This window comes from Rhodococcus sp. Leaf278 (assembly GCF_001426085.1).
Classification (GTDB): domain Bacteria; phylum Actinomycetota; class Actinomycetes; order Mycobacteriales; family Mycobacteriaceae; genus Rhodococcoides.
The window spans coordinates 1-23,258 of sequence record NZ_LMRR01000015.1 but is presented as its reverse complement, the minus strand read 5'-3'; the positions used below and the strand labels follow the sequence as shown (position 1 = coordinate 23,258).

Sequence of the window (23,258 nt, the reverse complement as noted above, 5' to 3'; positions counted from 1 at the left end):
CCAATCGCCCCTCATCGTCGCGATGCCGCGGCAGAGGTGTCCACTGCTGCGTCGACTTTCTCGAAGATGTCGCCGAGCACTTCGAGTTCCTGTGGAGACAGCAGATCGACGAGATGGCGGCGCACACTGCGCACATGAGTGGGTGCCGCCTCCGCCAACCGTCGACGGCCTTCCTCGGTGATCACCGCGAGCACACCTCGGCCGTCGTCGACGCAGGTGCTGCGAGACACCATGTCCTGAATTTCCATCCTCCTGATCTGATGCGTCAGGCGACTTCTCGACGACAGGACGCCGTCGGCCAGCTCGCTCATTCTGAGCGAGCCGTCTTCCGACTCCGACAGCAGCACCAGAACTCGGTACTCCGCCATCGACAGATCATGGCCGTCCTGCAGATCCTTGTTCAATACCCCCATCAATCGTTGCCCGCCGTCCATATAGGCGCGCCATGCTTTCATTTCCGCAGTGTCGAGCCACTGCGGATCCCCCCCGGAGCCAATGGCTAGTTCGGCCGTCACGCGTGACATCTTAGGCAAGAAATCTACCGGCGAGTAGCTTGCGCTGGTTGAATGTTCGATTCGAGTCCGAGACCTAGGGTCGAGTTATGACAGATCCCAACATCGACCCGCCCTACGTTGCCGCAGCCGACAGATACGAGTCCATGCACTTCCGGCAAGTGGGGTCACGCGGACCGAAGCTCCCGGCGATCTCGCTGGGACTGTGGCACAACTTCGGCGACGACGTTCCACTGATGAACCAGCGGGCGATTTTGCGTCGCGCCTTCGATCTGGGAATCACACACTTCGATCTGGCCAACAACTACGGTCCGCCCTACGGCAGTGCGGAGAAGAACTTCGGACGCATCTACTCGGAAGATTTCGCCGGTTACCGCGACGAGCTGATCATTTCGAGCAAAGCCGGCTGGGACATGTGGCCCGGCCCGTACGGGTTCGGTGGTTCCCGGAAATATCTGCTCTCGTCGCTGGACCAATCGTTGACGCGCATGCGCCTGGACCACGTCGACATCTTCTACAGCCACCGTCCCGACCACGACACCCCGATCGAGGAAACCGCAGGCGCGCTGATCAGCGCAGTTCAACAGGGCAAGGCGCTGTACGCGGGCATCAGTTCCTACAAGCCCGAGGGGACGCAGAAGATGGCGGATCTGCTCGCCGACGCGGGTGTTCCCCTGCTGATTCATCAGCCGAGCTATTCGATGGTCAATCGCTGGATCGAGCCCGAGTTGCTCGGCACACTCGACGAGATCGGCGCAGGCGTCATTGCGTTCTCGCCCTTGGCCCAGGGCATGCTCACCGACAGATATCTCGACGGTATTCCTGCGGATTCGCGAGCAGCACAGGGTAAGTCGTTGAACCCGGACTGGCTCACCGACGACCACATCGGACACCTTCGGGCATTGAACGACATCGCCGCCGCCCGCGGGCAATCCCTCGCACAGCTCGCGCTGAGCTGGGCCCTGCGCGACTCGCGGGTGACGTCGGTGCTGATAGGCGCATCGAGCGTCGAACAGCTCGAGAACAACGTGGCTGCGCTGGACAAGCTGGACTTCACCGACGACGAGCTGGCGCAGATCGACCAGCACGCCGAGGACTTCGGAATCAACCTCTGGGACCTCTAGGAGTGCCTGCGGCAGTGGTGCGACTCTGCCTGCGGGTCGTTCCGCAGGCTCCACTCCGGGGTGCCTCCCGGGGCACTCGACCGCACCACTGCGCCGGAGGCGCACTATGGAGACATGCGTGCCATCACACTGAAAGAATTCGGCGATCCCGACGTCATGGAATGGACCGAGGTTCCCGACCCACGTCCGAGCCGCGGGCAGGTGATCGTCGACGTCTCGGCCACCGCCATCAACCGTGCCGATCTGATGCAGCGTCAAGGCAACTATCCGCCGCCCCCGGGTGCCAGCGACATTCTCGGCCTCGAATGCTCGGGCATCATCTCCGAACTCGGCGAAGGCGTCAGCGGTTGGAACGTGGGCGACAGGGTCTGTGCACTCCTGGCCGGCGGTGGCTACGCGGAGCAGGTCGCCGTGCCCGCCACTCAGCTGTTTCCGATTCCGCAGGGGCTCGATCTGCATGTGGCAGCGGCACTTCCGGAAGTCGCATCCACGGTGTGGTCCAACCTGGTGATGGATGGACACATGCGTTCGGGCCAGGTGCTGCTCATTCACGGCGGTGGTAGCGGAATCGGCACGCACGCAATTCAAGTGGCCAAGCAGATGGGCGTCACTATCGCGGTCACCGCCGGCTCGAAGTACAAGCTGGACATGTGCGCCGATCTCGGTGCGGACATCCTCATCGACTACAAGAATCAGGATTTCGTCGACGAGATTCGTTCACAGACACAGGATCACGGAGCCGACCTGATCCTGGACAACATGGGAGCGAAGTACCTCGATCGCAATCTCGATGCCCTGGCCATGGACGGCACCGTCGTCACCATCGGAATGCAGGGCGGAGTGAAGGGCGAGCTGAACTTCGGCAAACTCCTCGCCAAGCGCGGATCTGTTCACGCGGCCGGGTTGCGTGGGCGACCCGAGACGGGGCCGTCGAGCAAAGCGAACATCGTCGCAGACATGACCGAGCACCTGTGGCCGATGATCTCCGAGGGACGCGTCACCGCCGTCGTACACGCCGAGATCCCGATAACCGAAGCAGCACAGGGACATCGGATGCTCGACGAGGCCGAGACGATCGGCAAGGTCATCCTTCGCGTGCAGTGATGTGCGCCTTAGGTCGGCGCAGCCGCTCTCAAAGAGCGAGTGCGGTGAGCGCTTTCACGAGCTGATCGATTTCGTAGCGCGTGGTGTACGGGGCCAGGCCGATGGAGACGGCACCACCCTCGTCGTTGACGCCGAGGGCGTCGAGCAGACGGCTACCGCCGTGGACTCCGCTGACACTCCCGATTTCCGCCTGCGCGAGTTGCTCGGACACCTTCACCGCAGGCACACCCTCGACCGTGAAACTCACCGTGGGGACCCGCGTGGGGGCATTGCCCAGCACCATGACGTGATCCAGCGAATTCAGCGCCTTCATCAAGTAATCGAAGAGCCCGTCGTGGTAGTACTGCAGCGATCCGATCGAAAGCTCGAGACGCTCACGACGGGTTCCCGTTGCGGCGTCGTCGAGATTGGCCAGGTAGTCGATGGAGGCGACGACACCGGCCAACAGCGCGTACTGGTGACTGCTGACCTCGAGCCGTTCGGGCCCCTTGGCCGACGGGTTGAGCGACATCGACGGTAGTTGTTCCAGCAGCGTCGGGTCGCGGAAGATCAGCGCGCCGACGGACGGGCCACCCCACGCAGCAGCGTCGATCGCAACGACGTCGGCTCCGAGTTCCTTGATGTCGACGTGAGCGTACGGAGCGGCTCCGGCGGCATCGACGACGATCAGTCCGCCCACCTCGTGCACCAGATCTGCGGCAACCCTGACATCGGGTGCGCTGCCGACGATCGGCGACGCCGCAGTGACCGCGACGAGCCTGGTGGTGGAGGTGATGAGTTCGGCGAACTGCCACGTGGGCAGCTCACAGGTGTCGATTTCGACTTCGGCCCATTTGACGTGCGCACCGGTTCGGCTGGCTACCCGTAGCCACGGCGCAACATTCGCTTCCTCGTCGAGACGCGAGAGCACCAGCCCGGTTCCCAGACCGAGCCGTGAGCTCATGGACTCGGCGAGCCACGACAACAGCGTCGCGCGGTCCGGTCCGATGACGACGCCCGACGGATACGCGCCCACCAGATCGGCGATCGCGACACGAGCGGAGTCGAGCAGAGACGCACTCCGCTTGGCCGCGGTGTTACCCGCCGAATGGTTGGACGCGCTGTGCCGGAACGCCGTGGACACCGCCGTCGACACCCGATCTGGAATCAACATCCCCAGCTGAGGGTCCAGATGAATCCACCGGTCGCCGAGGGAGGGAATGGACCCTCTTACTCGCGCGACGTCGTACCCCATGCCGGACACTCTAAGCGCCGACCGGTGAAGCATGTGTTCCACGTCCCGTTTCGCCAGGGAACGGTTGCCCACTTCGCACGCTCGGTCCCTCCCTGATTCCACAATTTTTTCGCCGAGCCGCTTTGTTTTCTCGACGAACTACTGTTCCCGACGACCGAACCAGGATAATCGTCCCGGACGATCGCGCAACGGCGAGCGACGCGTAAAGATGGACACATGACCCAATCCGAGTCGAACAGTGCCCCCGATGACCACGTCGTAGTGATCGGCCCCAATGGAGAACCGCTGGCCCTGAGCCGCGAGGAAGCGACGGCAGCAGCAGCCCGCGCCGCCGGATCCTCGACGAACGAGGATTCCGACGACGGGTCGGGCCTGTCGGAGATGGTCGAGCAGCCCGCCAAGGTCATGCGCATCGGGACGATGATCAAGCAATTGCTCGAGGAAGTGCGCGCCGCTCCGCTCGACGACGCCAGCCGGACGCGTCTCAAGGAAATCCACAAGTCGTCGATCCACGAACTCGAGCAGGGACTCGCGCCGGAACTGCGCGACGAGCTCGAGCGTCTGGTGTTGCCCTTCGGCGACGACGTGGTCCCCACCGACGCGGAACTGCGGATCGCGCAGGCGCAGCTCGTCGGCTGGCTCGAAGGACTGTTCCACGGCATCCAGACGGCACTGTTCGCGCAGCAGATGGCCGCCCGCGCCCAACTCGAACAGATGCGTCAGGGCGCGTTGCCTCCCGGTGTGATGGGCGCACCAGCTGGCGGCCAGGGTGGCAGCGGTACCGGCCAGTACTTGTAGAAACCGTGCGGGGTGAGCCAGGTTGTCGCGACGGGTAGTGTCGACCGTCGTGTCGGCACCAGCGAAGGACCCCGAGAGCGAGGCAGCAGAACAGATGCCTGCTCCGGTCTCGGACTCACAGACTTATCGGCGCGCGTTCGGCGATCTGCGAACCGGTTTCAATCAGCGCGAGCTGTGGCTTCATCTCGGCTGGCAGGACATCAAGCAACGTTATCGGCGGTCGGTGATCGGTCCGTTCTGGATCACCATCGCCACTGGTGTGCAAGCCATCGCCATGGGTCTGTTGTATTCGGTTCTGCTCAACATCGATCTGCGCGAGTTCCTACCGCACGTCACCGTCGGGCTCATCATCTGGAACCTCATCAGTGCCGCGATCCTCGAAGGCGGAGACGTCTTCGTTGCCAACGAGGGCTTGATCAAGCAGCTGCCCAGTCCACTGAGCGTGCACGTCTATCGACTCGTGTGGCGTCAGCTGCTACTACTCGGCCACAACCTGCTGATCTACGTGATCATCATCGCGATCTTCTGGCCGCCCGGCGGCCTGCACTGGACCGTGGTCTTCGCGATCCCGGCATTGGCGTTGATTCTGCTCAACGCCGTGTGGGTGTCGATTCTGTTCGGCATCATCGCCACCCGCTACCGGGACATCGCCCCGATCCTCGGCAGCTTCGTCACCCTGATGTTCTTCATGACGCCGATCGTGTGGACCACCTCGGGCCTGCAGCAGATGGGCGGCGAGGCCGCGAATCGCGCCAAGCTAGTCGAGATCAACCCGCTGTTCCATTACCTCGACATCATCCGCGCCCCGCTGATCGGCGAAGATCAGCAGGCGTATCACTGGTACATCGTGCTCGGCTTCACCGTCGTCGGCTGGGCGCTGGCCATTCTCGCTCTCAAGAAGTACCGGGCCCGCGTGCCCTACTGGGTTTAGGGGTCAGCAGTTGTCCATCAGCATCAGTACCCATGACGCATGCGTCGACTTCCCGATCTTCGACGCCAAGACGCGGTCACTGAAGAAGGCATTCCTCGGTAAAGCCGGCGGTGCCATCGACCGCAACTCGTCCGACGTCGTCGTCGTCGAAGCCCTCAAGAACATCACGATGAACCTGAAGGACGGCGATCGCGTCGGCCTGGTGGGTCACAACGGCGCGGGCAAATCGACTCTGCTGCGGCTGCTCTCGGGCATCTACGAGCCGACGCGGGGCAGCGCTACCATCCGGGGCCGCGTCGCGCCGGTGTTCGATCTGGGCGTCGGTATGGACCCGGAGATCTCCGGTTACGAGAACATCATCATTCGTGGCCTGTTCCTCGGCCAGACGCGCAAGCAGATGCTCGCGAAGATGGACGAAATTGCCGACTTCACCGAACTCGGCGATTACCTCGACATGCCGCTGCGTACCTACTCCACGGGTATGCGAGTGCGCGTCGCGATGGGCGTCGTCACCAGCATCGACCCGGAGATCCTGCTGCTCGACGAGGGCATCGGTGCCGTCGACGCGGAGTTCATGAAGAAGGCGCGCCACCGACTGCAGGAATTGGTGAAGCGCTCGGGAATTCTGGTGTTCGCCAGCCACTCCAACGAATTCCTGGCTCAGCTGTGCGATACCGCGATGTGGATCGATCACGGCCAGATTCGACAGCAGGGCGGCATCGAGGACGTGGTGCGGGCCTACGAGGGAAACGACGCGGGAGACCACGTCGCCCAGATCTTGAAAGAGATCGAGCGCGAGGACAACGCCGGTGGCTGACAAGATTGTCGGGGTCATCGTCACGCACAAGCGGCGTGAGTTGCTGGCTCTCTCCCTCGACGTGATCGGTGCGCAGACTCGTCCCCTCGATCATCTGGTCGTCGTCGACAACGCCGACGAGCCTGCCGTCCGAGAATTGGTCGAGTCCATCGATCTGCCGACGACGTACCTCGGCTCGCAGCACAACCTGGGCGGTGCGGGCGGGTTTGCCCTCGGCATTCTGTACGCACTCTCGCTCGGTGCCGATTGGGTGTTTCTCGCCGACGACGACGGCCGCCCCGAGGGCCCGAAGGTGCTCGAGACCCTGTACGACTGCGCGCTCGCGCACGGACTCGACGAGGTCTCCCCCGTTGTGTGCGACATCGACGATCCGGATCGACTGGCATTTCCGCTGCGGCGCGGCGTCGAGTGGCGTCGGCTGCGGTCGGAATTGATAGACCCCGAGAATCCCGACGACGACCTACTCGAAGGCATCGCGTCCCTGTTCAACGGAGCGCTGTTCAAGGCCTCGACGATCGACGCGGTGGGCGTGCCCGATCTGCGGCTGTTCGTCCGCGGCGACGAGGTGGAAGTACATCGACGATTGCAGCGTTCCGGCCTGAAGTTCGGTACGTGCCTCACCACTGCCTACGTCCACCCCAACGGGGCCGAGGAGTTCAAGCCGATCCTCGGTGGCCGGATGCATACGCAGTACCCCGAGGATGCGACCAAGCGCTACTTCACCTACCGCAACCGCGGCTACCTGATGTCGCAGCCCGGCATGCGAAAGCTGTTGCCGCAGGAGTGGATTCGGTTCACCTGGTTCTTCTTGATCACCACCAGAAACCCTCGCGGTCTGGCGGAGTGGTTTCGGCTGCGCGGGCTCGGCCGTCGAGAGCACTTTCGTAAGCCCTGAAGTGTTTGCGAACGCCGCCCCACCGGCTACCGTGTGCCCATGACGGAACCTCGGAAGCTCGCGGATCGCATCAAGTCGTCGGCACGGGAGAAGCTTCAACGGGCCATCGGCGAGGTTCTGGCGCAGCAGACTGCACAGTTGACCGAGCAGACGACTGATCAGCAAGCAACACTGCTCGACGTCCTCGAACGTCAGCGCCGTGAGATCGAGGAATTGCGGGGATTCGTGCGCGGGCTCGAGCTACGCATGCGACGCGATCTCTTTTTCGCTTCCGAGGTCGAGGCCGCCGCTCAAAGCGCCGAGTTCGCCGAAGAAATGATGTCGACTGCGCCCACCTTTCCGTTGCCGCACGCAACGTTGAGATTCGCGCTCGGCGAGGTGACCATCCGCGGCATGGCACTCGAATTCGGTGTCGCCAGCGGCACGACGCTGGAGATCATCGCCGAGGAACTGGCGTCGCGAAAGGACATCACCGTCGTCGCCGGATTCGACGTGTTCTCCGGCCTACCCGAGACCTGGCGTACGGGCTTCCCGAAGGGCCTGTTCGAGCAAGAAGACATTCCCGAAGTGCCGGGCGCGCAGATAGTCCCCGGATTGTTCGAAGATTCCCTGCCGGGCTTCCTGAAGGGCCACCACGAGAAGCTGGCCTTCCTGCACCTCGACGCCGACCTGTACTCCTCGACGGTCACCGTGCTCGATCTGGTGGCCGATCGACTCGCAGTGGGCACGGTCATCGTGTTCGACGAGTACTTCAATTTCCCCGGCTGGCGCAACCACGAGTATCGGGCGTGGACGGAATTCGTCGCACGCACCGGCACCGAATTCGACTACCTCGGATACACGGTCGACAACGAACAGGTCGTCGTGCGGATTCGCAAGGCTCCCAGAACTCGGACGAACTAGTGCGCGCCCAAGACCTACCGCACCAGCCGCACTATCTGGCTGACGTGAATTGTGTGTTGTTCTTCCACGTGGAATCCCGCTTTCCGGAGTTCCGAGTAGTCGGATGAAGTCTCGAAATCAAAGGGCGGCAACACCCAGGTGTCGTTCGAGGTCAACCGCACAGTTTCGGCCTGGCTGCGGTCCCGATCGGTGAAGTACCAGATGACCTGGCATCCGGCGAGTTCCGGCGCGAGTTCCGACAGCGGGCGTTCCTCGTCCCACAGTTGCCCCGACTCGGCCGCGTCCTTCGCGAGGCCGATGCTGCGTGTTCCGGCAAACGAGGACGGATCGACATCCTCGATCAGCCGCTGCGAGGACGGGTTCCACGCGGAACGCCCGAAGAGAACGCAGTCTCCCGGAGCGACATTGGCTGCAGCGAACTCGTTGGCATAACTGAAATCCATCTGTAGCGGCTTGGCCCACGCCGATCTCTGCTGCAGATACGCCGGCAACGCGGCCAGAGCCAACACTCCGATGAGCAGCACAGGCAACCATCGCGGCCGACTCACACGATCGAGGGCCACCCCGATCAACAAGGCCACAGCAGGTGTGCTGAACGTGAAGTAACGGTCGAGGTAAATCGGCGACCGAACGATCGAATAGATCACCATCACGGCCATCGGTACGAGAATCCACGGGATCGCGACCGGCACGGGTCCACGACGCCAGTCCCCTCCACCGATTCCGCGGGTCCTCCGAACAACCAGTGCAGCAAGGAAAATGACGCCGACAACTACTCCGAACAGAGACGCGCCGACAAACCACTGGTCGAGCACAACCCTTGGAAAGTTGCTGTCGATAGGCGGTATCCATCCCACCTGGGTCGCCTGCCTGAGCACAATCTTCAAGAAGACGGCGGTGACCACCAGTGCCGTGGCAACAGCAATCGCCCACGGTAGGAAGGACGCGCGAAGCCGACGGCGCGCCAGCATGACCAGCAGATGTACTGCCACCAACGTCGCGAGATACACGAACAGCACAATCGACAGTGCAAGCATCGCGCTGTAGAGAACCCACCACCACCTCGAACGAGCATGCAGTGCAACGAGAAATACCACGGTCAACCACACTGCTGCGGTTGCCGTCAACGCGTAGCTGCGCGCTTCGACTGCAGCCCACAACACTCTGGGCAGCAGCGCGAACGCAACACCGGAGAACAGAGCGACTCGCGGTGTGGACAGCCGCGCTGCAAGCACCACCACTCCCGCTGCAGCCAACCCCACAGCCACAGCACTCGGAATACGCATCGAGAACTCGGAGAAGCCGAATACTTGCCCCCACACATGCATTCCGACGTAATAGGCACCGTGGACGATATCGACACCCCGCAACAGCTCCAGCAACTCGCTGAACGAGCGACGACTCGAGTACACCGTGGCGGCCTCGTCGTACCAGTACGACGGAACCCACGACGCGGCGACGCCGATCACGAATGCGAAGACTGCTACTGCGGGCGCAAGCACTCCAGGGGTGCGTTCACCCCTCACTGTCATCGTCCCGCACCGGAGACGATCGAGAGCAGTGCTGTCCATACCCAGAGAGACCCAATCCAGTTCGAGTAGTGACGGTTTCAGCGGTCAGCTGTGCGGCTTCTTCGTGAAGAAGACCACTGACCATGGTCGCACAGCCGACGACCGAACTGTCCGACGCTCGCCGTCTACTTCGCGTCCCGAACTTTCTCCATCAGCACGCGAGCGGCATCGGCCGGGTGCGTGTGGGGCCACCAGTGGCCTGCGTCGACGTGCACGACACACAGTTCGGGGATCCATCGGTCGAGTCCGCCGGTGAGGTTCGGCGACAGCATGCGGTCGTGTGTCGGAACCACCACGGTGGTCGGGACGGCGCACCGTGGATCGGGTCCACGGAGCACACGCCGCAGCACGTTTGCCCGGTACAGCGCGATGCCGCGCTGCTGATCCGCGGTCGACGGGGTCGGCGCGCCATTACCACTCAGTCGAGCCAACAACCCCGGCACTCGCCTGCCCAGGACGGGCAGATGGAACCCGAAGACGTACCAGGACCTCGCCAGCTGACCGACCAGCGACGGCCACCGACGCGGACGCACCAGACGCGCCTGCGCCACCTGCCGCAGATGATCGAGACTCGGCCCCGACACCGACGTGTACGACGCGAACGCGGTGGCAGCCCGAGGCGAGGCCATCGCCTCCCACATCTGAACCGACCCCCAGTCATGGGCGAAGACATGCACCTTGCCGGTGAGCCCGGGAATCGACTCGACCACCGCGAAAGCGTCCCGCGCCAGCTGCTCGATGGCAACGTCCGCCGCGGGCTCGAGCACGGATGCTCCACTGCCGCGCGTGTCGTAGGCGATCGTCCGAACCGTGTCGCCGAGCTCGGCGATCAGCCGATCGAACACGTGATGATTGTCGGGATAGCCGTGCACCAGCAGCACCGTCGAGCGCGCGGACGGGTTGCCGTACTCGAATACGGGAAGCTCGGCTCCGGACGTGCGTACCGTCCAGCCGGTCATCCCGCGTCCGTCAGAGCCTGCAGAGTGCCACCACGCAACAGGTGAGCAATCATCCTAAGCCGCATGGCCTCTTGCTCGGGCTGCGGATGCACCACCGCCGCCAGCGCCTCTCCGTCGAGCAGGTGCACCACGGTGAAGATCACCGTCTCCAGCTGCCGTGGCTCTATCACTCCCGCGATCGGTAACGTACGAGCAAGTTCGGCGATCTGCTCGTGATATCGAACAGTGAACGGCTGCAGTCTTTCTCGCAGTTCCTCGTCACTGCGCGCGGCGGTCAACAGCTCGTACCAGGCCCCGTTGATCGGCGCGCGGCACGCAGACCGCAGTAAATCGAGGCAGTGCTCGATCGATGCGCTCCCGAAACCGGACAGGCCATGACGAAACTCCACGAACTGACGCCTGCGAACCTCGTCGGCTGCAGCGACGATCAGATCGAGCCTGGTGTCGAAATGGCGAAACATGGCCCCGGACGACACCCCCGCGCGGCTGACGATCTCACTGACACTGGTTGCGGCGTAGCCCTTCTCGCACAACGATGCGATGGTCGCGTCGAGCAGTTTTCCGATGGTTTCGGTTCGGCGCTGCTGTTGACTCGGGCTCACACACGCTCCCGGCGACGAGGAGCCGTAGGAGTGCCTGCGCGCAGGAAGCTACCCGCACGCTCCGACACACCGAACCACGGAGCAAAGGTGCCGCCGGAGAACACCACTCGGCCCGCGATCAGAGTGGCGGTGACAGCGCGGTCGTTGCGATTGACCATCCGACTCAGGCCACCGAACTCCGGCATGGTCTCCTCTCGGTAGGCCAGCACCTCGTCGTCCAGACCCTTCGGGTCGATGACGACGATGTCGGCACGATCACCCACCCGAATGTGTCCGGCGTCGACTCCGTAGAAGTCCGCCAACTCGCCACTGAGCTTGTGCACGGCCTTCTCGACGGTCATGAACGGCTTTCGATCGTGCTGCGCGTCGTGCACGCGGTGCAGCAGCCGGATGCCGAAGTTGTAGAACGCCATGTTGCGCAGATGAGCACCGGCATCGGAGAATCCCACGGTCACCCCGGGCTGGTTGATCAGTTTGTCCATCTGCCGCTTGCGATGATTGGCAACCGTGGTGTGCCAGCGCAGCTTTCGCCCGTGCTCGACCACCAGATCGAGGAAGGCGTCGACCACGTGCACACCACGCTCGGCCGCGACCTCAGCAATGTTCTTTCCGACGACCGACGCGTCGGGGCACTCGGTGATCTCGGCGTCGGCGAAATCTCGATGCCAGACGCGCGAGCTGAACTTCTTCTCGAAATCGGCGCGGAACCAACGACGGTAGGCCTCGTCCGAGAGCAACTCGTTGCGGCCCAATTCTTCTCGTAGATGAAGAGCAGCGCGACCCGAGCCGAACTCCTCGAACACCACGAGATCGATACCGTCGGAGTAGACGTCGAACGTCGTCGGCAAGTGCTGCCAGCGGAACTGGCCCTTTCCCGGTCCGTTGACGATGCGCGCGAGCGGACCGAAGGCCCGGTGAATCCAGGGCGACGCCTTGGCATCCGCCGCGGCCAGCAGCGAGATCTTGAGTGGAGTGCGGCCGATGCCGGTGGCCGAGGCGAGGAAGAACAGCATGTCGTACTTGGTGTTCAGGTTCGGAATGCTCTGCAGCAACCGCCCGCGTCGACGCAGAATCTTGTGCAGAGAACGGAACTCGCTCCACCGCGCGTACGAGGACGGCAACGATCGAGACCGGTACCGATCGCCGTCCAGCTTGTCCCACGGATTCGTCATGGTCGACATTCCGAGCAGCCCGGCATCGAGCGCCTTCTCGAGCGCGTCGGACATGGCGCGCCACTCCTCACGGGTGGGCTTCTGACTGCGATCGGTGGAGCGGTCCAAACCCATGACGTGCGCACGCAGATCCGAATGCCCCACCATTGCTGCGATATTGGGACCGAGAGGCAGGCGCTCGAGCGTTGCTATGTACTCGTCGGGGCTCGTCCACGTCTTGTGCGTGTCGACAGCTTTAAGCACATGATCGCGCGGCAGCGCCTCGACCCGACTGAACAGGTCCGCGATGTCCACCGGGGTGGAGTAGAGCGTCGACAACGAACAATTCCCCAGCAGAACCGTCGTGACCCCGTGCCGGACGGATTCCTCGAGACCGGGCCCGACGAGCACTTCCGCGTCGTAATGGGTGTGCACGTCGACGAAGCCCGGGGTGACCCACTTGCCGGTGGCGTCGACCACTTCGGTCGTTGCGCCCACCTCGAGCGGCGTGGAGGACACAGCCCGTACGACGCCGTCGACGATGCCCACATCGGCTCGCACCCCCGGGCCGCCGGATCCGTCGTAGACGGTGCCGCCGGTGACGACAACGTCGAAAGGAATGTTCGGGTTCATGTGACCTCCGTCATAGGATGACGAAACTCTAACTTAGAGAGCGATCACTCGCAATAGCCGATGTGTTGCCGACATCTGCGTCATGCACGCGTCGACGTTTCGGTTCCCGGACACCTCGAGAGCTACAGTCGAGTGTCTTTGCCCGAACTCACGGAGTTGACCCCTTGCCCACCACGGATACCCAGACGACGAGCAGCTCGCTGCCCGACGGCAGAGGAGAGCGCCTCGTATGGGGCGCGGCGGTCGCCGCAGTCGTCGTGTTGGGCTACCTCCTGATACTCAGCGTCGACCCGCGCTTCTTCTACATCGACGACACCGAATCCGGTGCCGTTCCCAACTGGCTCCAGCTCGGGCGCATCATGCGCGACGGCCACTTTCCGTCCCTGGTGCTCGATCAATGGATGGCGGGCAACTATCCCGTCGAAGGCCAAGGCGGTCTGTGGAACCCGGTGCAGATGGCGATCAACTACATCTCGCCGTCCATCGACAACCTGGTACTGCTCGCCACCACGGTCAAACTCGGCTTCTCGATCCTGCTGGCCTGGGGCGTCTATCGCGTCGCACTCACCTACGGAGCGCGCGCCGACTGGGCTGCCGTCGCAGGCGCGAGTGCACCGTTCGTCGGCTTCACCCTGTTCTTCGAGAACACCTCGTGGGTGACCGCACTCATCGGCACCGCGTACATCACCAACGCGTGGGCGAGCTCGGTGAAGTACGCCCGCGGCCGCAGCGGACCCGTCGTACCGTTCGTGTTCCTCTACCTGGCCATCAGCGTGGGCTACGTGCACGCTGCGGTCATGGCCGGCGTCATGATCGGCTCCGTTGCGATCGGCGAACGGTTGTTCCAACGCCTGTGGCGTCCAGCGCTGAAGGTGTGCAGTGTCGGCATCGCCGCGGCCGCGTGCGGGGCTGTCACCTTCCTCCCGGGAGTCATGACCTCGGCGGTCACCTGGCGCAGCGGTGACGAGGGAACCTTCAACGACAACTTCCTGACGGCACCATGGTCGGAATCACTGACCGCGAGCGTGCCGACGGCTGTGACGAGCATCGAATCGTGGTCGGGTGAGACCACCCTGGCACCGGTCACCTACATCGCCTGGTTCGTCGTGCCCGCGCTCGCGTTCATTGCGTGGCGTCGGGTGCCCGCGGCCTTGCGTGAGCTGGCCGCACCGCTGATCCTGTTGGTATTCGCACTGGTCTTCACAGCCGGGCCGAGCGATATCGGCCCCATCCGCTGGCCCGCGCGCATCCTTCCCTTCGTCGCCATCGTCGCGCTGATTCTTGCGGTCACCCTGCTCAGTCGTTACGGCACTCTGGACAAGCTGCGGCCCCGGTTGCTCGCTGCCGGTCTACTGACAGTGGTGTTGCTGCTGCGCGCCGGCTCCTCGGGACCGGAGTTCTTCGGCCGCCACGTCCTCGCTGCGCTGGCCATCCTGCTCGTCGGCGCACTCGCGCTACTGCTGACCCACCGCTTCTCCACCAGGGCGACGGCAGCACTGCTGCTCGCGACGATCGCACCGGTCGCGATGTATCAGGTGGCCACCTACGATCCGCCGTTCACCAAATGGTGGCTACCCGCGTCGCAATCCGAGGCCAAGGCCGAGTTCCCGCAGTGGCAGGGCGCTACCCTGCAACTCGGCAACCGCGCACTGACCGAGACCGCAGCACAGGGACCCGACGACCCGCAGCTGCCCTGGCACTCCCAGGTGTACGGCAACTCCGCCAAAATCATGGGCCTGGACTACGTCAACGCGTACACCCCCGTCGGATATCTCGACTTCGCCAACCTGCTGTGCTTCGAGCACGAAGGATCGACCTGCAAGGACGCCTTTCGGCGCGTCTTCGAGATCGAGCCGTACACCGGCAAAACCTACGCCGACCTGATGCAACTCGATCGAATCGTGCTGCAGAAGAACCAGTATCCGCTCGCGAACTCCCGGCCCGCACCCGCAGGCTGGCAGTGGGTGACCGCTCCCACGCCCGAGTCCGCTCGCCAGATCTATGTCCTCGAACGTGTCGACGGTCTGATTCCCACGACGTCGGGACGCGTCGTGGCGACGGTGAACGGCACAGCCGAAACCCGCAGCTTCGACGCCGACTCCGAGCACGTCGACGTCAGTGCACCCGACGGCGGAAGCGTTGTTTTTTCGCGACTGGCCTGGCCCGGGTACACCGCGACGCTCAACGGTGAGAAGCTGCAGACGAAGGGCTTGGCAGACATCTTCCTGTACGTCGACCTGCCGCCCGGCACCGAGAACGCCGACCTGCAGATCACCTTCCGACCGCCCGGCGAACGACTCGGACTGGCCGCGATGGCAGGCGGAGTGCTGGTGCTGATCGGCCTGATGGTGCTCGATGTGCGACGACGTAGAAGCTCCTCCGCGGCGAAGTTCGATGGTAATGCCGAGAGCAGATAGGGTCAGACCTCGTGATGTCCGACGACGCTGCTACTGATCCGCACCGCATTTCCATCGTGGTTCCGGTGTATCAGGGCGAACGGACGCTCAGCGCGTTGATGGACGAGATCATTCCGTTGACCCAGGTGGTACACACTCCCCTCGGCCGACCGATGATCGTCGAAGAGGTTCTGCTCGTCTTCGATCACGGGCCCGACAACTCCGCTGCAGTCATTCGGCAGCTCACCGAAGCGCACACGTTCGTTCGTGGTGTCTGGCTCAGTCGCAATTTCGGCCAACACCCGGCCACGCTGGCCGGTATGGCATCGAGTGGTGGTGAGTGGATCGTCACGATGGACGAGGACGGTCAACACGACCCGGCTGCCATCGGCGGCATGCTCGACACTGCCCTCGACCGGCAGTCCACCGTGGTCTACGCCAAGCCCACCAATGTCGCGCCGCACGGATTGTGGCGCAATGCCGCCTCCCGGGGATCGAAGTGGCTGATCGCCAAAGCTCTGGCCGGGGACAACACCGTCGATTACCAGAGTTACCGCCTGGTGCTCGGCGAAGTCGGCCGTTCCGTCGCCGCGTACGCCGGTTCCGAGGCGTACCTGGACATCGCCCTCGGGTGGATCGCAGGTGACGTTTCGACGAGCCCGGTGGCGTTGCGGGAAGAGGTGGACCGTCGATCGGGCTACCGACTTCGGACACTGCTCTCGCACTTCTGGCGGATGGTGCTCTCGAGCGGCACCAAGGGACTGCGGTTGGTCAGCTTCATCGGAATCGCCTTCGCACTGCTCGGCCTGATTCTCGTCGCCTACGTACTGATTTCGTACTTCGTGTTCGATTCCGGTGCCGAGGTGCGCGGCTGGGCATCGACGATGGTCATCCTGCTGTTCGGGTTCGGCGCAACCCTGTTCTCACTCGGAGTGGTGGCCGAATACGTGGGCGTCAACGTCAAGACCGCCATGGGTAAGCCGCCTTACCTCATCGTCACCGATCCCGGAAACGGCCCGCTCGGGCGCACCGCGCCGGCTGCATCAGTCGAAAATTCACAGCCGACCGACAACACACAGTCGACGTGACCGCGACGCACACCTGGATCGTCGGCAGCGGCGGGCTACTCGGCGCTGCAGCGACCCGGGAAGTGCAACGCCGCGGGCATCGCGTGCACACCAGCACGATCCCCTGGACGAACCGAGTGTTGGCCGAAGAGGCCCTGCTGCAACGCTGTTCAGAATTTTTCGACTCTTTCGTCGACGGTCCGTGGAACGTGATCTGGGCCGCCGGTGCGGGCGTGAACGGCACCAGCGCAGCGCAATTCGCTCAGGAGAACGAGCTCATTCACGCAGTCCTCTCGCGTATCGAAGCAGTCGCCGCCGATCGCGCCGACACCGGAACGGTCTTCCTCGCCTCATCCGCAGGGGGCGTGTACGCCGGCGCACTCGGAGCGCCGCATCACGAGGGCACGCAGCCGGTTCCGTTGGGCGACTACGGTTTCGCGAAGCTCGAGTCCGAGTCGATCGCGACCGACTTCGGGGTGCGCACCGGTATCAATGTGGCGATCGGCCGTTTCGCGAACCTCTACGGCCCGGGGCAGAATCTCGCAAAACCGCAAGGCCTGATCTCACACCTGTGCCGTGGATACCTGATGGCTTCGCCCGTGTCCATCTTCGTACCGATGGATACGCTGCGCGACTATCTCTACGTGTCCGATGCGGCCGAGATGGTGGCCGACACCCTCGAGATGTCTGCCGGGCAACGAATGCCGCCCACGATCAAGATCTTCGCCTCGGGCGAGGCCGTCACGATCGGTTCGATCCTCGGAGCATGCCGCACCGTCTTTCGCCGACGGCCGAACGTGGTGCTCGCCGCATCGCCACTCGCGGCGTTCCAAGGCCGTGATCTGCGACTGCGGTCGACTGTCTGGCCGGAAATCGATCGCCGCACCCATCGCACGTTGCCCGCAGGCATCGCGTCGACCTTGTTCGCGACGCGTCAAGCACTGGGGGTCGGCCGATGACCGAGCCGCAGACTCCCGCTCCCCCGGCCGGCATGAGCGGTGCGCCCGGGCCTCTGATGCGCATCGTCAAGAATCAGAAGATCGCGTTCCTGCTCGTCGGTGGTGTCAACACCGCGTTGGGTACCGCGTGGTTCATCCTGTGGCAGTTGCTGATCGGTGAGCGGTACGGCTACCACGCTGCCATCGTGCTCGGCTACCTGTGCAACGTGCTGTGCGCGTTCGCGATGTACCGCTACCTGGTGTTCCGCGTACGCGGGCACTTCTTCCGAGATCTGTTGCGATTCTTCGTCGTCAACTTCGGGGCGTTCCTCGCGAACATCTCGTTGATGACCATCGCCGTATCGGTACTCCACTTTCCGCCCATCCCTTCACAATTGGTCGTCACAGCAGTGATGGCAGTCGTCAGCTTCTTCGGCTACCGCGACTTCTCGTTTCGCAGAAAGAGTCAGGCCCCCACACCATGACACCCCGAGTTTCCGTCGTCGTCCCGGCATACAACAACGCCGAATACCTGGCCGAGACCATCGATTCGATTCTTGCCCAGACGTACACGGACTTCGAACTGGTCATCGCCGATCATTCGTCGACCGACGGAACCCTGGCCGTCGCGCAGAAGTTCGACGACCCTCGGATTCGCCTCCTGACCACCCCGGCCGGTGGCGGTGCGCAGGCCAACTGGAATCGCGTGACGGCCGAGGCCACTGGCGAATTGATCAAACTCGTCTGCGGCGACGACACCATCGCTCCTACCGCGTTGGCCACCCAGGTGAAGGCCTTCGACGACACCCCGTCCGCCGTCCTGGTTGCCTCGCAGCGCACCCTCATCGACGCCTACGGCAAAACCGTCATCGCCGCGCGCGGACTCGGCGGACTGCAGGGACGGGTCTCCGGCCGCGTCGCAGCCAGAACGGCAGTTCGCGCCGGTGCCAACATCTTCGGTGAACCGGGCGGCGTCATGATGAAGCTGTCGGAGTTGCGCGAGATCGGACTGTGGGACAACAGCCACCCCTACCTCATCGACCAGGCCACCTTCATCGCGGTCGCGCTACGCGGCGACATCGTCGCCATCCCGCAGCCGTTGGCGTCGTTCCGTATCAACTCGGGACAGTGGAGCGTCGAGTTGGCCACGCAGCAGGCGCGTCAAGCTGCAGACTTCCACCGCTCACTCCGGGCAAGCGATCCGACGTTGCTGTCCAGCAGCGACGTTCGCATCGGAAACGCCAAGGCTCTGATGACGTCCTTCATGCGTCGTGCGGTGTATGTGCTGCTGCGACATCGGATGTCGCGCAGCAGTTAAGGCAGAACGGATTCCTTGGTCGCATAGACGGCCTCGGTGGCGTCCTTCTGCGGTCGCCACCACTGCTCGTTGTCTCGGTACCAGTCGACGGTGGCTTTCAATCCGGCACGGAAGTCGACATAGGTTGGCGTCCAGCCCAATTCGGTACGCAGCTTGGTGGAGTCGATGGCGTAGCGCAGATCGTGGCCGGGGCGGTCGGTGACGAAATCGAAGGCGTCGGGCTCATGGCCGGTCTCTTCGAGGATCGCTTCGAGGACGGTGCGGTTGTTCGCTTCGCCGTCGGCTCCGATGAGGTAGGTCTCGCCGATACGGCCACCGTCGATGATGGCCCAGACCGCACTGTTGTGATCGTCGACGTGGATCCAGTCGCGCACGTTCTGGCCTCCGCCGTAGAGCTTGGGGCGTGATCCGCTGAGGATGTTGGTGATCTGACGCGGGATGAACTTCTCCACGTGCTGGTACGGGCCGTAGTTGTTGGAGCAGTTGGAGATGGTGGAGCGGACCCCGAATGATCGGGTCCAGGCGCGCACCAGCAGATCGCTCGAGGCTTTGGTCGAGGAGTACGGGCTCGACGGGTTGTACGGGGTCGACTCGGTGAACCTGGCCGGATCGTCGAGTTCGAGATCGCCGTAGACCTCGTCGGTGGAGATGTGGTGGTAGCGCACGTCGTGTTCGCGGACCGCATTGAGCAACGTGGTGGTTCCGATGACGTTGGTGTGCACGAAAGGCCACGGGTCGGTCAACGAGTTGTCGTTGTGGGATTCGGCGGCGAAGTGGACGACGAGATCGGTCTCGCGGACGAGCCCGTCGACGAGGTCGGCGTCGGCGATGTCGCCGTGCACGAAGTCGATGCGATCGGCCACCGGCTCGAGGGAGGCCTTGTTGCCGGCGTAGGTGAGCTTGTCGAGCACGGTGACCTGCGAGTCGGGGCGCTGCGCGAGGGTCTGATGTACGAAGTTCGCGCCGATGAACCCGGCCCCACCCGTGACAAGAATTCTCATGAACAGGCACTTTACCGGTGGAGACTCGTGCGGGCATGTCGCTGCACGGGATGCTCCACTCGAGGCCCCAACGGGGAGGATGCCGGCGATAAGTCCTTCGAGTGGAGCACTAGTTGCACCGCTCAGGCGGTCGGCCATTGTTGTCGGGCGCGCGTGCTAGCTTCTGTTCGACTTCGGGGGGAGTACGTCAATGGGTCTGGGCAAAATTTTGATTCGTCTCGCCGCATTGGTAGCGCTGCTGTTCGGGACCATGTGGGCAATCCCGCAGTTGGCACCGCCGGTGCCGGAGCCGTACGAGGGTGTACAGGTTCTGCCGCCGGTGTCGCCGAAACCCACGGGCTCGACGACGGCCCCGCCGCCACTGCCACCGGGCTTTCCGTCGATGAACCGTCCGCCACCGAAAATCGTGGTGCCCGACGGGCAACCGCAGCCCATCGCCACCAAATTCGGTTGGACTTACGAGATACCGGCAGAGTGGCGAAACTTCTCGACCGGAATCGCGGGCTGGTCGAACGATGGTAAGTCGGTCGTCTACGGCGCCAGTGCCGATTACGGCTACGGCTACTGCCCAGAAGTGGACGGGTCGTCGCTCGCCGAGTCCGGTATGACTGGCCGCAACGGGATGGACTTACACGCCGCAGCACTGGACGCTGCCCGCGGTGCGGAAGTCGTCTTCGGCGATGACTCCGCTGCCCCACCACGCATCGAATACTCGGAGCCTCAGGACATCGAGGTCGATGGAGAGCCTGCCGTGCGATACACCGTTCGTGGCTCGGGCATCCACGCCAGCGTGGAATGCAGCCCAACCGAGGCCACATTCGACGTCGTGGCGATACCGGGATTCGCCACGGCAACCGTCGCGGTATTCATGGTTCAGCTCGACCAGAGCAACGAGGGCTCGCTGGACTACTCGACTGTGGACACCCTGATCTCGACACTCCGCAAGCCTGGTTCGACGACGGGGCAGCCACGATGACCGAGGAGACCTTCGAGGGCGATCCCTCGGAAATCGCCGGCCTCGGAAATCTTCTCGATCGCATCGGCGTCGATACTCTGGCCAGTCATCGTTATCTGATCGACAATGCGGGTCTGAGCGAGAACGTGGTCGGGCAGATTCTGCAGCGACTCCAGCCGTATCTCGCCGGCTTCCAGGAGATGACACGCACTCGGCAGGTTCACCTGTCCGCCAATTGCGGAGAGATGGGTGCCGAGCTCAACAAGGCTGCCTGGTTGTATGCCGATCAAGATCAAAAAAACTACGAACTGCTCAACGCCCACACATCTCTGCCACCGCTACCGGGCATCGACCGCGGCAGCTCAGGTCACGCCGCGGTCGGGCATGTAGACGAATTCGACGGCGCCGCTGATTACGGCCGTCCCCATGGGATCGACTATCCTGCACCGAATCCCGTTATCGACGACATCCGAGACCTACTCGACGAAGCTGCGAGCTGGCTCGGAGAGATCGACAGAACGATCTTCGAGCTCTCCGGATGGAGCCCTCTGAACGAGGCGACGATTCCGATCACCGGCAACTGGAACGAGATCAGGAGAGTCGGCCAGGCGTATCAGATTGCGGGCGACGCGATGGAAGCCGCCTGTGAATCGTTCGCCGCGGGAGTACGCCGTATCGACAGCCACTGGAACGGCGCTGCCGCACAGGCATTCACCGACTATGCCGACCGACAACTGGCCGCGATGCGATGGGAAGGTCCGGCCGGCCGAACGATCGCCGCAATCTGTACAGCCATCGCCGAGCAACTTCGTGGCGCAGCGCTGGCCGTGGTTCAGAAAGTCGTCGAATTGCTCGAGTCCGAAGTGGCCGTCGACAATGCCCGCGGGGCATTGAAGGTCATGCTCAAGAAAGTGCCGGTGGTCGGCACTGCATGGCAGGCGGAAAGCATCGTCGAAATATGCTGGACAGCAATGGATCTGACGAAGGACCTCATTGTGAAGATCGAGCAGGTGGTCGACGACTTCGGCGGGTTCCTCGACGCGCTGGGCGACCCCGAAGGCCAGGTGGGCCAGAAGATCGACGACACCTTACGGCCGCTTAACGACTTCCTCGACTACGGCAAGCAAGCCGTCGAAGCGGGCAAGAGCGCGGATATCAGACCGGTACTCGACACACCGGACGAGGACTTCTCGGTCGGCACCGGCGACGAACCATGGCGGGACGCATGATCGAGTCCCTGCCTCCGCACGCCCGAGTTGCCTACGACCGTCTGATGGCATCCTGCGGCGAGCTCGAGTCCGCGCGCACGCGAGCTCTCGACACCGACGTAAAACCTCCGGCGGGAACCCGACACGTCACCGCGGAACTGTTGGCCCGCCTGGCGTCGTCACCACGGGCGTCAGCCGCGTTGGCTCGATTCGCCGATCTCGTCGCGTCGGGTGAATGCAGCTGGGAGCGCATCGAGTTGGAGGCGTCTCCGCTCCCTCCTGAGGTCGACGAACTGAAGGGAGATCCGCAGATCGACTGGCCGGCCGAATGGCCGACACCGAACACTGAGGACGAGGTCGAATCTCAGCCGTATCGAATCCCGTGGGAATGAACCGCCTGCAGCGACGTCTCAGGAACGCGAGACAGTGCGTCCGGCGAAGGCCGCGAGGCGCTCATAGGCATTGGCCCCGTCCGGTGCGGGCTGCTCCGGGTCGAAAGCACCGGCGCGGCGTTCCTCGGTCAGATTCTCGGACATGAAGGCCATTCCCTCCTCCGCCACGGTCGGGTCGAAATCATCGGTGCCGCGACCGAGCGCGGTCGCGAGATCCCACGCGTGGACCGAGAATTCCGCAGCCACCATGCCGAGCGGCAGCGGCGAACCCGCATCGATCACTGCCAGCAACTCACCGGTCCGCTCGGTCCACAGCGGAATCGGTTCGGAGACGGACTGCGGCGAGATCGACCAATCGATGTCTTCGCCGCGGGCCATCGTCACCAACTGACCCGCGGTGTGCACCAGGTGGTCGGTCAGGTCGGCGACGGTCCAGTCGGTGCAGGGCGTGGCCGACGCTCTGGCATCGCCCTCAGCTGCCGCAAGAAGGGTGGTGACCTGGCTGATACCGGTTTCGATCTGGGTGCGGCTCGTCACGATCGTTGTCCTCGGTCTTCTCTCGGCGGGCTGGTTATGCCGCGAGCGTAGGTGCACCTCGTAGCTCACGCAGCGGAAACGGGGCAGGCACAACCGCGCGGTCGGCCGGAGGGTCTGGAAGACTGCGGGTTCATGCGGGGAATCATTCTGGCGGGCGGCACGGGCTCGCGACTTCATCCGATCACGATGGGCGTCAGCAAACAGCTGGTCCC

At 63.6% G+C, this 23,258-nt stretch carries 24 protein-coding genes; 16 read left to right on the top strand and 8 right to left on the bottom strand.

Translation table 11 applies throughout. The features are described 5' to 3' along the window. Positions 1–11 precede the first annotated feature (11 nt). The gene (locus ASG84_RS15640; RefSeq protein WP_082521020.1) at positions 12–524 is read right to left on the bottom strand and encodes a MarR family transcriptional regulator; all 513 of its coding nucleotides are present in this window, start codon (positions 522–524) and stop codon (positions 12–14) included. Positions 525–601: 77 nt separating this feature from the next. Here ASG84_RS15640 and mgrA point away from each other — a divergent pair, with 77 nt between their 5' ends. Both mgrA and ASG84_RS15630 read left to right on the top strand, forming a co-directional pair. Then, entirely contained in the window at positions 602–1,636 is a 1,035-nt protein-coding gene (gene mgrA / locus ASG84_RS15635) for an L-glyceraldehyde 3-phosphate reductase (protein ID WP_057477969.1), read from the top strand. A 114-nt stretch (positions 1,637–1,750) separates the two neighbouring features. Further along, positions 1,751–2,740 (top strand): NAD(P)H-quinone oxidoreductase, encoded by a 990-nt coding sequence (locus ASG84_RS15630; RefSeq protein ID WP_057477968.1) that lies wholly within the window; start codon positions 1,751–1,753, stop codon positions 2,738–2,740. Between the two features lie 28 nt (positions 2,741–2,768). Here the strand turns inward: ASG84_RS15630 and ASG84_RS15625 are convergent, their stop codons facing one another. After that, complete coding sequence (locus ASG84_RS15625; RefSeq protein ID WP_057477967.1) at positions 2,769–3,974, bottom strand: cysteine desulfurase-like protein; 1,206 nt, start codon at positions 3,972–3,974, stop codon at positions 2,769–2,771. Between the two features lie 216 nt (positions 3,975–4,190). On the opposite strand from ASG84_RS15625, the gene ASG84_RS15620 reads away from it, so the two are divergent. From ASG84_RS15620 to ASG84_RS15600, 5 genes are all read left to right on the top strand, one after another. Beyond that, the gene (locus ASG84_RS15620; RefSeq protein ID WP_057477966.1) at positions 4,191–4,772 is read left to right on the top strand and encodes a bacterial proteasome activator family protein; all 582 of its coding nucleotides are present in this window, start codon (positions 4,191–4,193) and stop codon (positions 4,770–4,772) included. A 94-nt stretch (positions 4,773–4,866) separates the two neighbouring features. Further along, the gene (gene wzm, locus ASG84_RS15615) at positions 4,867–5,703 is read left to right on the top strand and encodes a galactan export ABC transporter permease subunit Wzm/RfbD (protein WP_200936603.1); all 837 of its coding nucleotides are present in this window, start codon (positions 4,867–4,869) and stop codon (positions 5,701–5,703) included. Between the two features lie 10 nt (positions 5,704–5,713). Continuing rightward, positions 5,714–6,520, top strand: a complete 807-nt coding sequence (wzt, locus tag ASG84_RS15610; protein WP_057477965.1) for a galactan export ABC transporter ATP-binding subunit Wzt/RfbE — start codon at positions 5,714–5,716, stop codon at positions 6,518–6,520. Beyond that, positions 6,513–7,415 (top strand): galactofuranosyltransferase GlfT1, encoded by a 903-nt coding sequence (gene glfT1 / locus ASG84_RS15605; RefSeq protein ID WP_057477964.1) that lies wholly within the window; start codon positions 6,513–6,515, stop codon positions 7,413–7,415. The genes wzt and glfT1 overlap by 8 nt, the downstream gene beginning before the upstream one ends. A 39-nt stretch (positions 7,416–7,454) precedes the next feature. Further along, positions 7,455–8,318, top strand: coding sequence for a TylF/MycF/NovP-related O-methyltransferase (locus ASG84_RS15600; RefSeq protein WP_057477963.1), 864 nt, complete (start codon positions 7,455–7,457; stop codon positions 8,316–8,318). Positions 8,319–8,332: 14 nt separating this feature from the next. Here the strand turns inward: ASG84_RS15600 and ASG84_RS15595 are convergent, their stop codons facing one another. The 4 genes from ASG84_RS15595 to ASG84_RS15580 form a co-directional block, all read right to left on the bottom strand. After that, positions 8,333–9,850 (bottom strand): glycosyltransferase family 39 protein, encoded by a 1,518-nt coding sequence (locus tag ASG84_RS15595; protein ID WP_057478000.1) that lies wholly within the window; start codon positions 9,848–9,850, stop codon positions 8,333–8,335. 164 nt (positions 9,851–10,014) lie between these two features. Beyond that, positions 10,015–10,848 carry an alpha/beta fold hydrolase gene (locus ASG84_RS15590; protein ID WP_057477962.1) on the bottom strand — a complete coding sequence of 278 codons (834 nt, stop codon included), beginning with the start codon at positions 10,846–10,848 and terminating at the stop codon, positions 10,015–10,017. Further along, on the bottom strand, positions 10,845–11,450 hold the full coding sequence (locus ASG84_RS15585; protein WP_057477961.1) for a TetR/AcrR family transcriptional regulator: 606 nt from the start codon (positions 11,448–11,450) through the stop codon (positions 10,845–10,847). Before ASG84_RS15585 ends, ASG84_RS15590 begins: the two co-directional genes overlap by 4 nt. Next, on the bottom strand, positions 11,447–13,234 hold the full coding sequence (locus tag ASG84_RS15580) for an N-acyl-D-amino-acid deacylase family protein (RefSeq protein WP_057477960.1): 1,788 nt from the start codon (positions 13,232–13,234) through the stop codon (positions 11,447–11,449). The genes ASG84_RS15585 and ASG84_RS15580 overlap by 4 nt, the downstream gene beginning before the upstream one ends. A 164-nt stretch (positions 13,235–13,398) precedes the next feature. Here ASG84_RS15580 and ASG84_RS15575 point away from each other — a divergent pair, with 164 nt between their 5' ends. The 5 genes from ASG84_RS15575 to ASG84_RS15555 are packed head-to-tail and all read left to right on the top strand — an operon-like array spanning position 13,399 to position 18,953. Further along, entirely contained in the window at positions 13,399–15,651 is a 2,253-nt protein-coding gene (locus ASG84_RS15575) for a hypothetical protein (RefSeq protein ID WP_057477959.1), read from the top strand. Positions 15,652–15,665: 14 nt separating this feature from the next. Continuing rightward, a complete protein-coding gene (locus ASG84_RS15570; RefSeq protein WP_200936602.1) occupies positions 15,666–16,718 on the top strand; it encodes a glycosyltransferase in 1,053 nt (350 codons plus the stop codon). Continuing rightward, positions 16,715–17,656: an NAD-dependent epimerase/dehydratase family protein gene (locus ASG84_RS15565; protein ID WP_057477958.1), complete on the top strand. Its 942-nt coding sequence runs from the start codon at positions 16,715–16,717 to the stop codon at positions 17,654–17,656. The genes ASG84_RS15570 and ASG84_RS15565 overlap by 4 nt, the downstream gene beginning before the upstream one ends. Next, complete coding sequence (locus tag ASG84_RS15560) at positions 17,653–18,120, top strand: GtrA family protein (RefSeq protein WP_057477957.1); 468 nt, start codon at positions 17,653–17,655, stop codon at positions 18,118–18,120. Before ASG84_RS15565 ends, ASG84_RS15560 begins: the two co-directional genes overlap by 4 nt. After that, positions 18,117–18,953 (top strand): glycosyltransferase family 2 protein, encoded by an 837-nt coding sequence (locus ASG84_RS15555; RefSeq protein WP_057477956.1) that lies wholly within the window; start codon positions 18,117–18,119, stop codon positions 18,951–18,953. The genes ASG84_RS15560 and ASG84_RS15555 overlap by 4 nt, the downstream gene beginning before the upstream one ends. On the opposite strand, the gene rfbB is transcribed toward ASG84_RS15555, so the two are convergent. Then, complete coding sequence (gene rfbB / locus ASG84_RS15550; protein ID WP_057477955.1) at positions 18,950–19,954, bottom strand: dTDP-glucose 4,6-dehydratase; 1,005 nt, start codon at positions 19,952–19,954, stop codon at positions 18,950–18,952. The two genes, ASG84_RS15555 and rfbB, sit on opposite strands and share 4 nt — an antisense overlap. Before the next feature lie 190 nt (positions 19,955–20,144). Here rfbB and ASG84_RS28220 point away from each other — a divergent pair, with 190 nt between their 5' ends. Genes ASG84_RS28220 through ASG84_RS15535 form a run of 3 tightly spaced genes read left to right on the top strand, consistent with a single transcriptional unit; the run spans position 20,145 to position 22,509 of the window. Beyond that, complete coding sequence (locus ASG84_RS28220) at positions 20,145–20,930, top strand: hypothetical protein (RefSeq protein ID WP_235581683.1); 786 nt, start codon at positions 20,145–20,147, stop codon at positions 20,928–20,930. Further along, complete coding sequence (locus tag ASG84_RS15540; RefSeq protein ID WP_057477954.1) at positions 20,927–22,138, top strand: WXG100 family type VII secretion target; 1,212 nt, start codon at positions 20,927–20,929, stop codon at positions 22,136–22,138. Before ASG84_RS28220 ends, ASG84_RS15540 begins: the two co-directional genes overlap by 4 nt. Continuing rightward, the gene (locus tag ASG84_RS15535; protein WP_156399545.1) at positions 22,135–22,509 is read left to right on the top strand and encodes a hypothetical protein; all 375 of its coding nucleotides are present in this window, start codon (positions 22,135–22,137) and stop codon (positions 22,507–22,509) included. Before ASG84_RS15540 ends, ASG84_RS15535 begins: the two co-directional genes overlap by 4 nt. Positions 22,510–22,527: 18 nt before the next feature. Here the strand turns inward: ASG84_RS15535 and ASG84_RS15530 are convergent, their stop codons facing one another. After that, on the bottom strand, positions 22,528–23,046 hold the full coding sequence (locus tag ASG84_RS15530) for a maleylpyruvate isomerase N-terminal domain-containing protein (RefSeq protein ID WP_057477952.1): 519 nt from the start codon (positions 23,044–23,046) through the stop codon (positions 22,528–22,530). 132 nt (positions 23,047–23,178) lie between these two features. Between ASG84_RS15530 and ASG84_RS27470 the strand changes: the two genes are divergently transcribed. Beyond that, the coding region (locus ASG84_RS27470; RefSeq protein WP_143546339.1) for a sugar phosphate nucleotidyltransferase at positions 23,179–23,258 on the top strand (80 nt) is incomplete at its 3' end.

Coding starts and splice junctions, on each gene's coding strand:
- ASG84_RS15625 (WP_057477967.1), bottom strand. CDS start 3,974: ATGGGGTACGACGTCGCGCGAGTAAGAGGGTCCATTCCCTCCCTCGGC.
- ASG84_RS15630 (WP_057477968.1), top strand. CDS start 1,751: ATGCGTGCCATCACACTGAAAGAATTCGGCGATCCCGACGTCATGGAA.
- ASG84_RS15555 (WP_057477956.1), top strand. CDS start 18,117: ATGACACCCCGAGTTTCCGTCGTCGTCCCGGCATACAACAACGCCGAA.
- ASG84_RS15640 (WP_082521020.1), bottom strand. CDS start 524: ATGTCACGCGTGACGGCCGAACTAGCCATTGGCTCCGGGGGGGATCCG.
- ASG84_RS15570 (WP_200936602.1), top strand. CDS start 15,666: ATGTCCGACGACGCTGCTACTGATCCGCACCGCATTTCCATCGTGGTT.
- ASG84_RS15595 (WP_057478000.1), bottom strand. CDS start 9,850: ATGACAGTGAGGGGTGAACGCACCCCTGGAGTGCTTGCGCCCGCAGTA.
- ASG84_RS15535 (WP_156399545.1), top strand. CDS start 22,135: ATGATCGAGTCCCTGCCTCCGCACGCCCGAGTTGCCTACGACCGTCTG.
- ASG84_RS15620 (WP_057477966.1), top strand. CDS start 4,191: ATGACCCAATCCGAGTCGAACAGTGCCCCCGATGACCACGTCGTAGTG.
- ASG84_RS15580 (WP_057477960.1), bottom strand. CDS start 13,234: ATGAACCCGAACATTCCTTTCGACGTTGTCGTCACCGGCGGCACCGTC.
- rfbB (WP_057477955.1), bottom strand. CDS start 19,954: ATGAGAATTCTTGTCACGGGTGGGGCCGGGTTCATCGGCGCGAACTTC.
- wzm (WP_200936603.1), top strand. CDS start 4,867: ATGCCTGCTCCGGTCTCGGACTCACAGACTTATCGGCGCGCGTTCGGC.
- mgrA (WP_057477969.1), top strand. CDS start 602: ATGACAGATCCCAACATCGACCCGCCCTACGTTGCCGCAGCCGACAGA.
- ASG84_RS15590 (WP_057477962.1), bottom strand. CDS start 10,848: ATGACCGGCTGGACGGTACGCACGTCCGGAGCCGAGCTTCCCGTATTC.
- ASG84_RS28220 (WP_235581683.1), top strand. CDS start 20,145: ATGGGTCTGGGCAAAATTTTGATTCGTCTCGCCGCATTGGTAGCGCTG.
- ASG84_RS15540 (WP_057477954.1), top strand. CDS start 20,927: ATGACCGAGGAGACCTTCGAGGGCGATCCCTCGGAAATCGCCGGCCTC.
- ASG84_RS15560 (WP_057477957.1), top strand. CDS start 17,653: ATGACCGAGCCGCAGACTCCCGCTCCCCCGGCCGGCATGAGCGGTGCG.
- ASG84_RS15600 (WP_057477963.1), top strand. CDS start 7,455: ATGACGGAACCTCGGAAGCTCGCGGATCGCATCAAGTCGTCGGCACGG.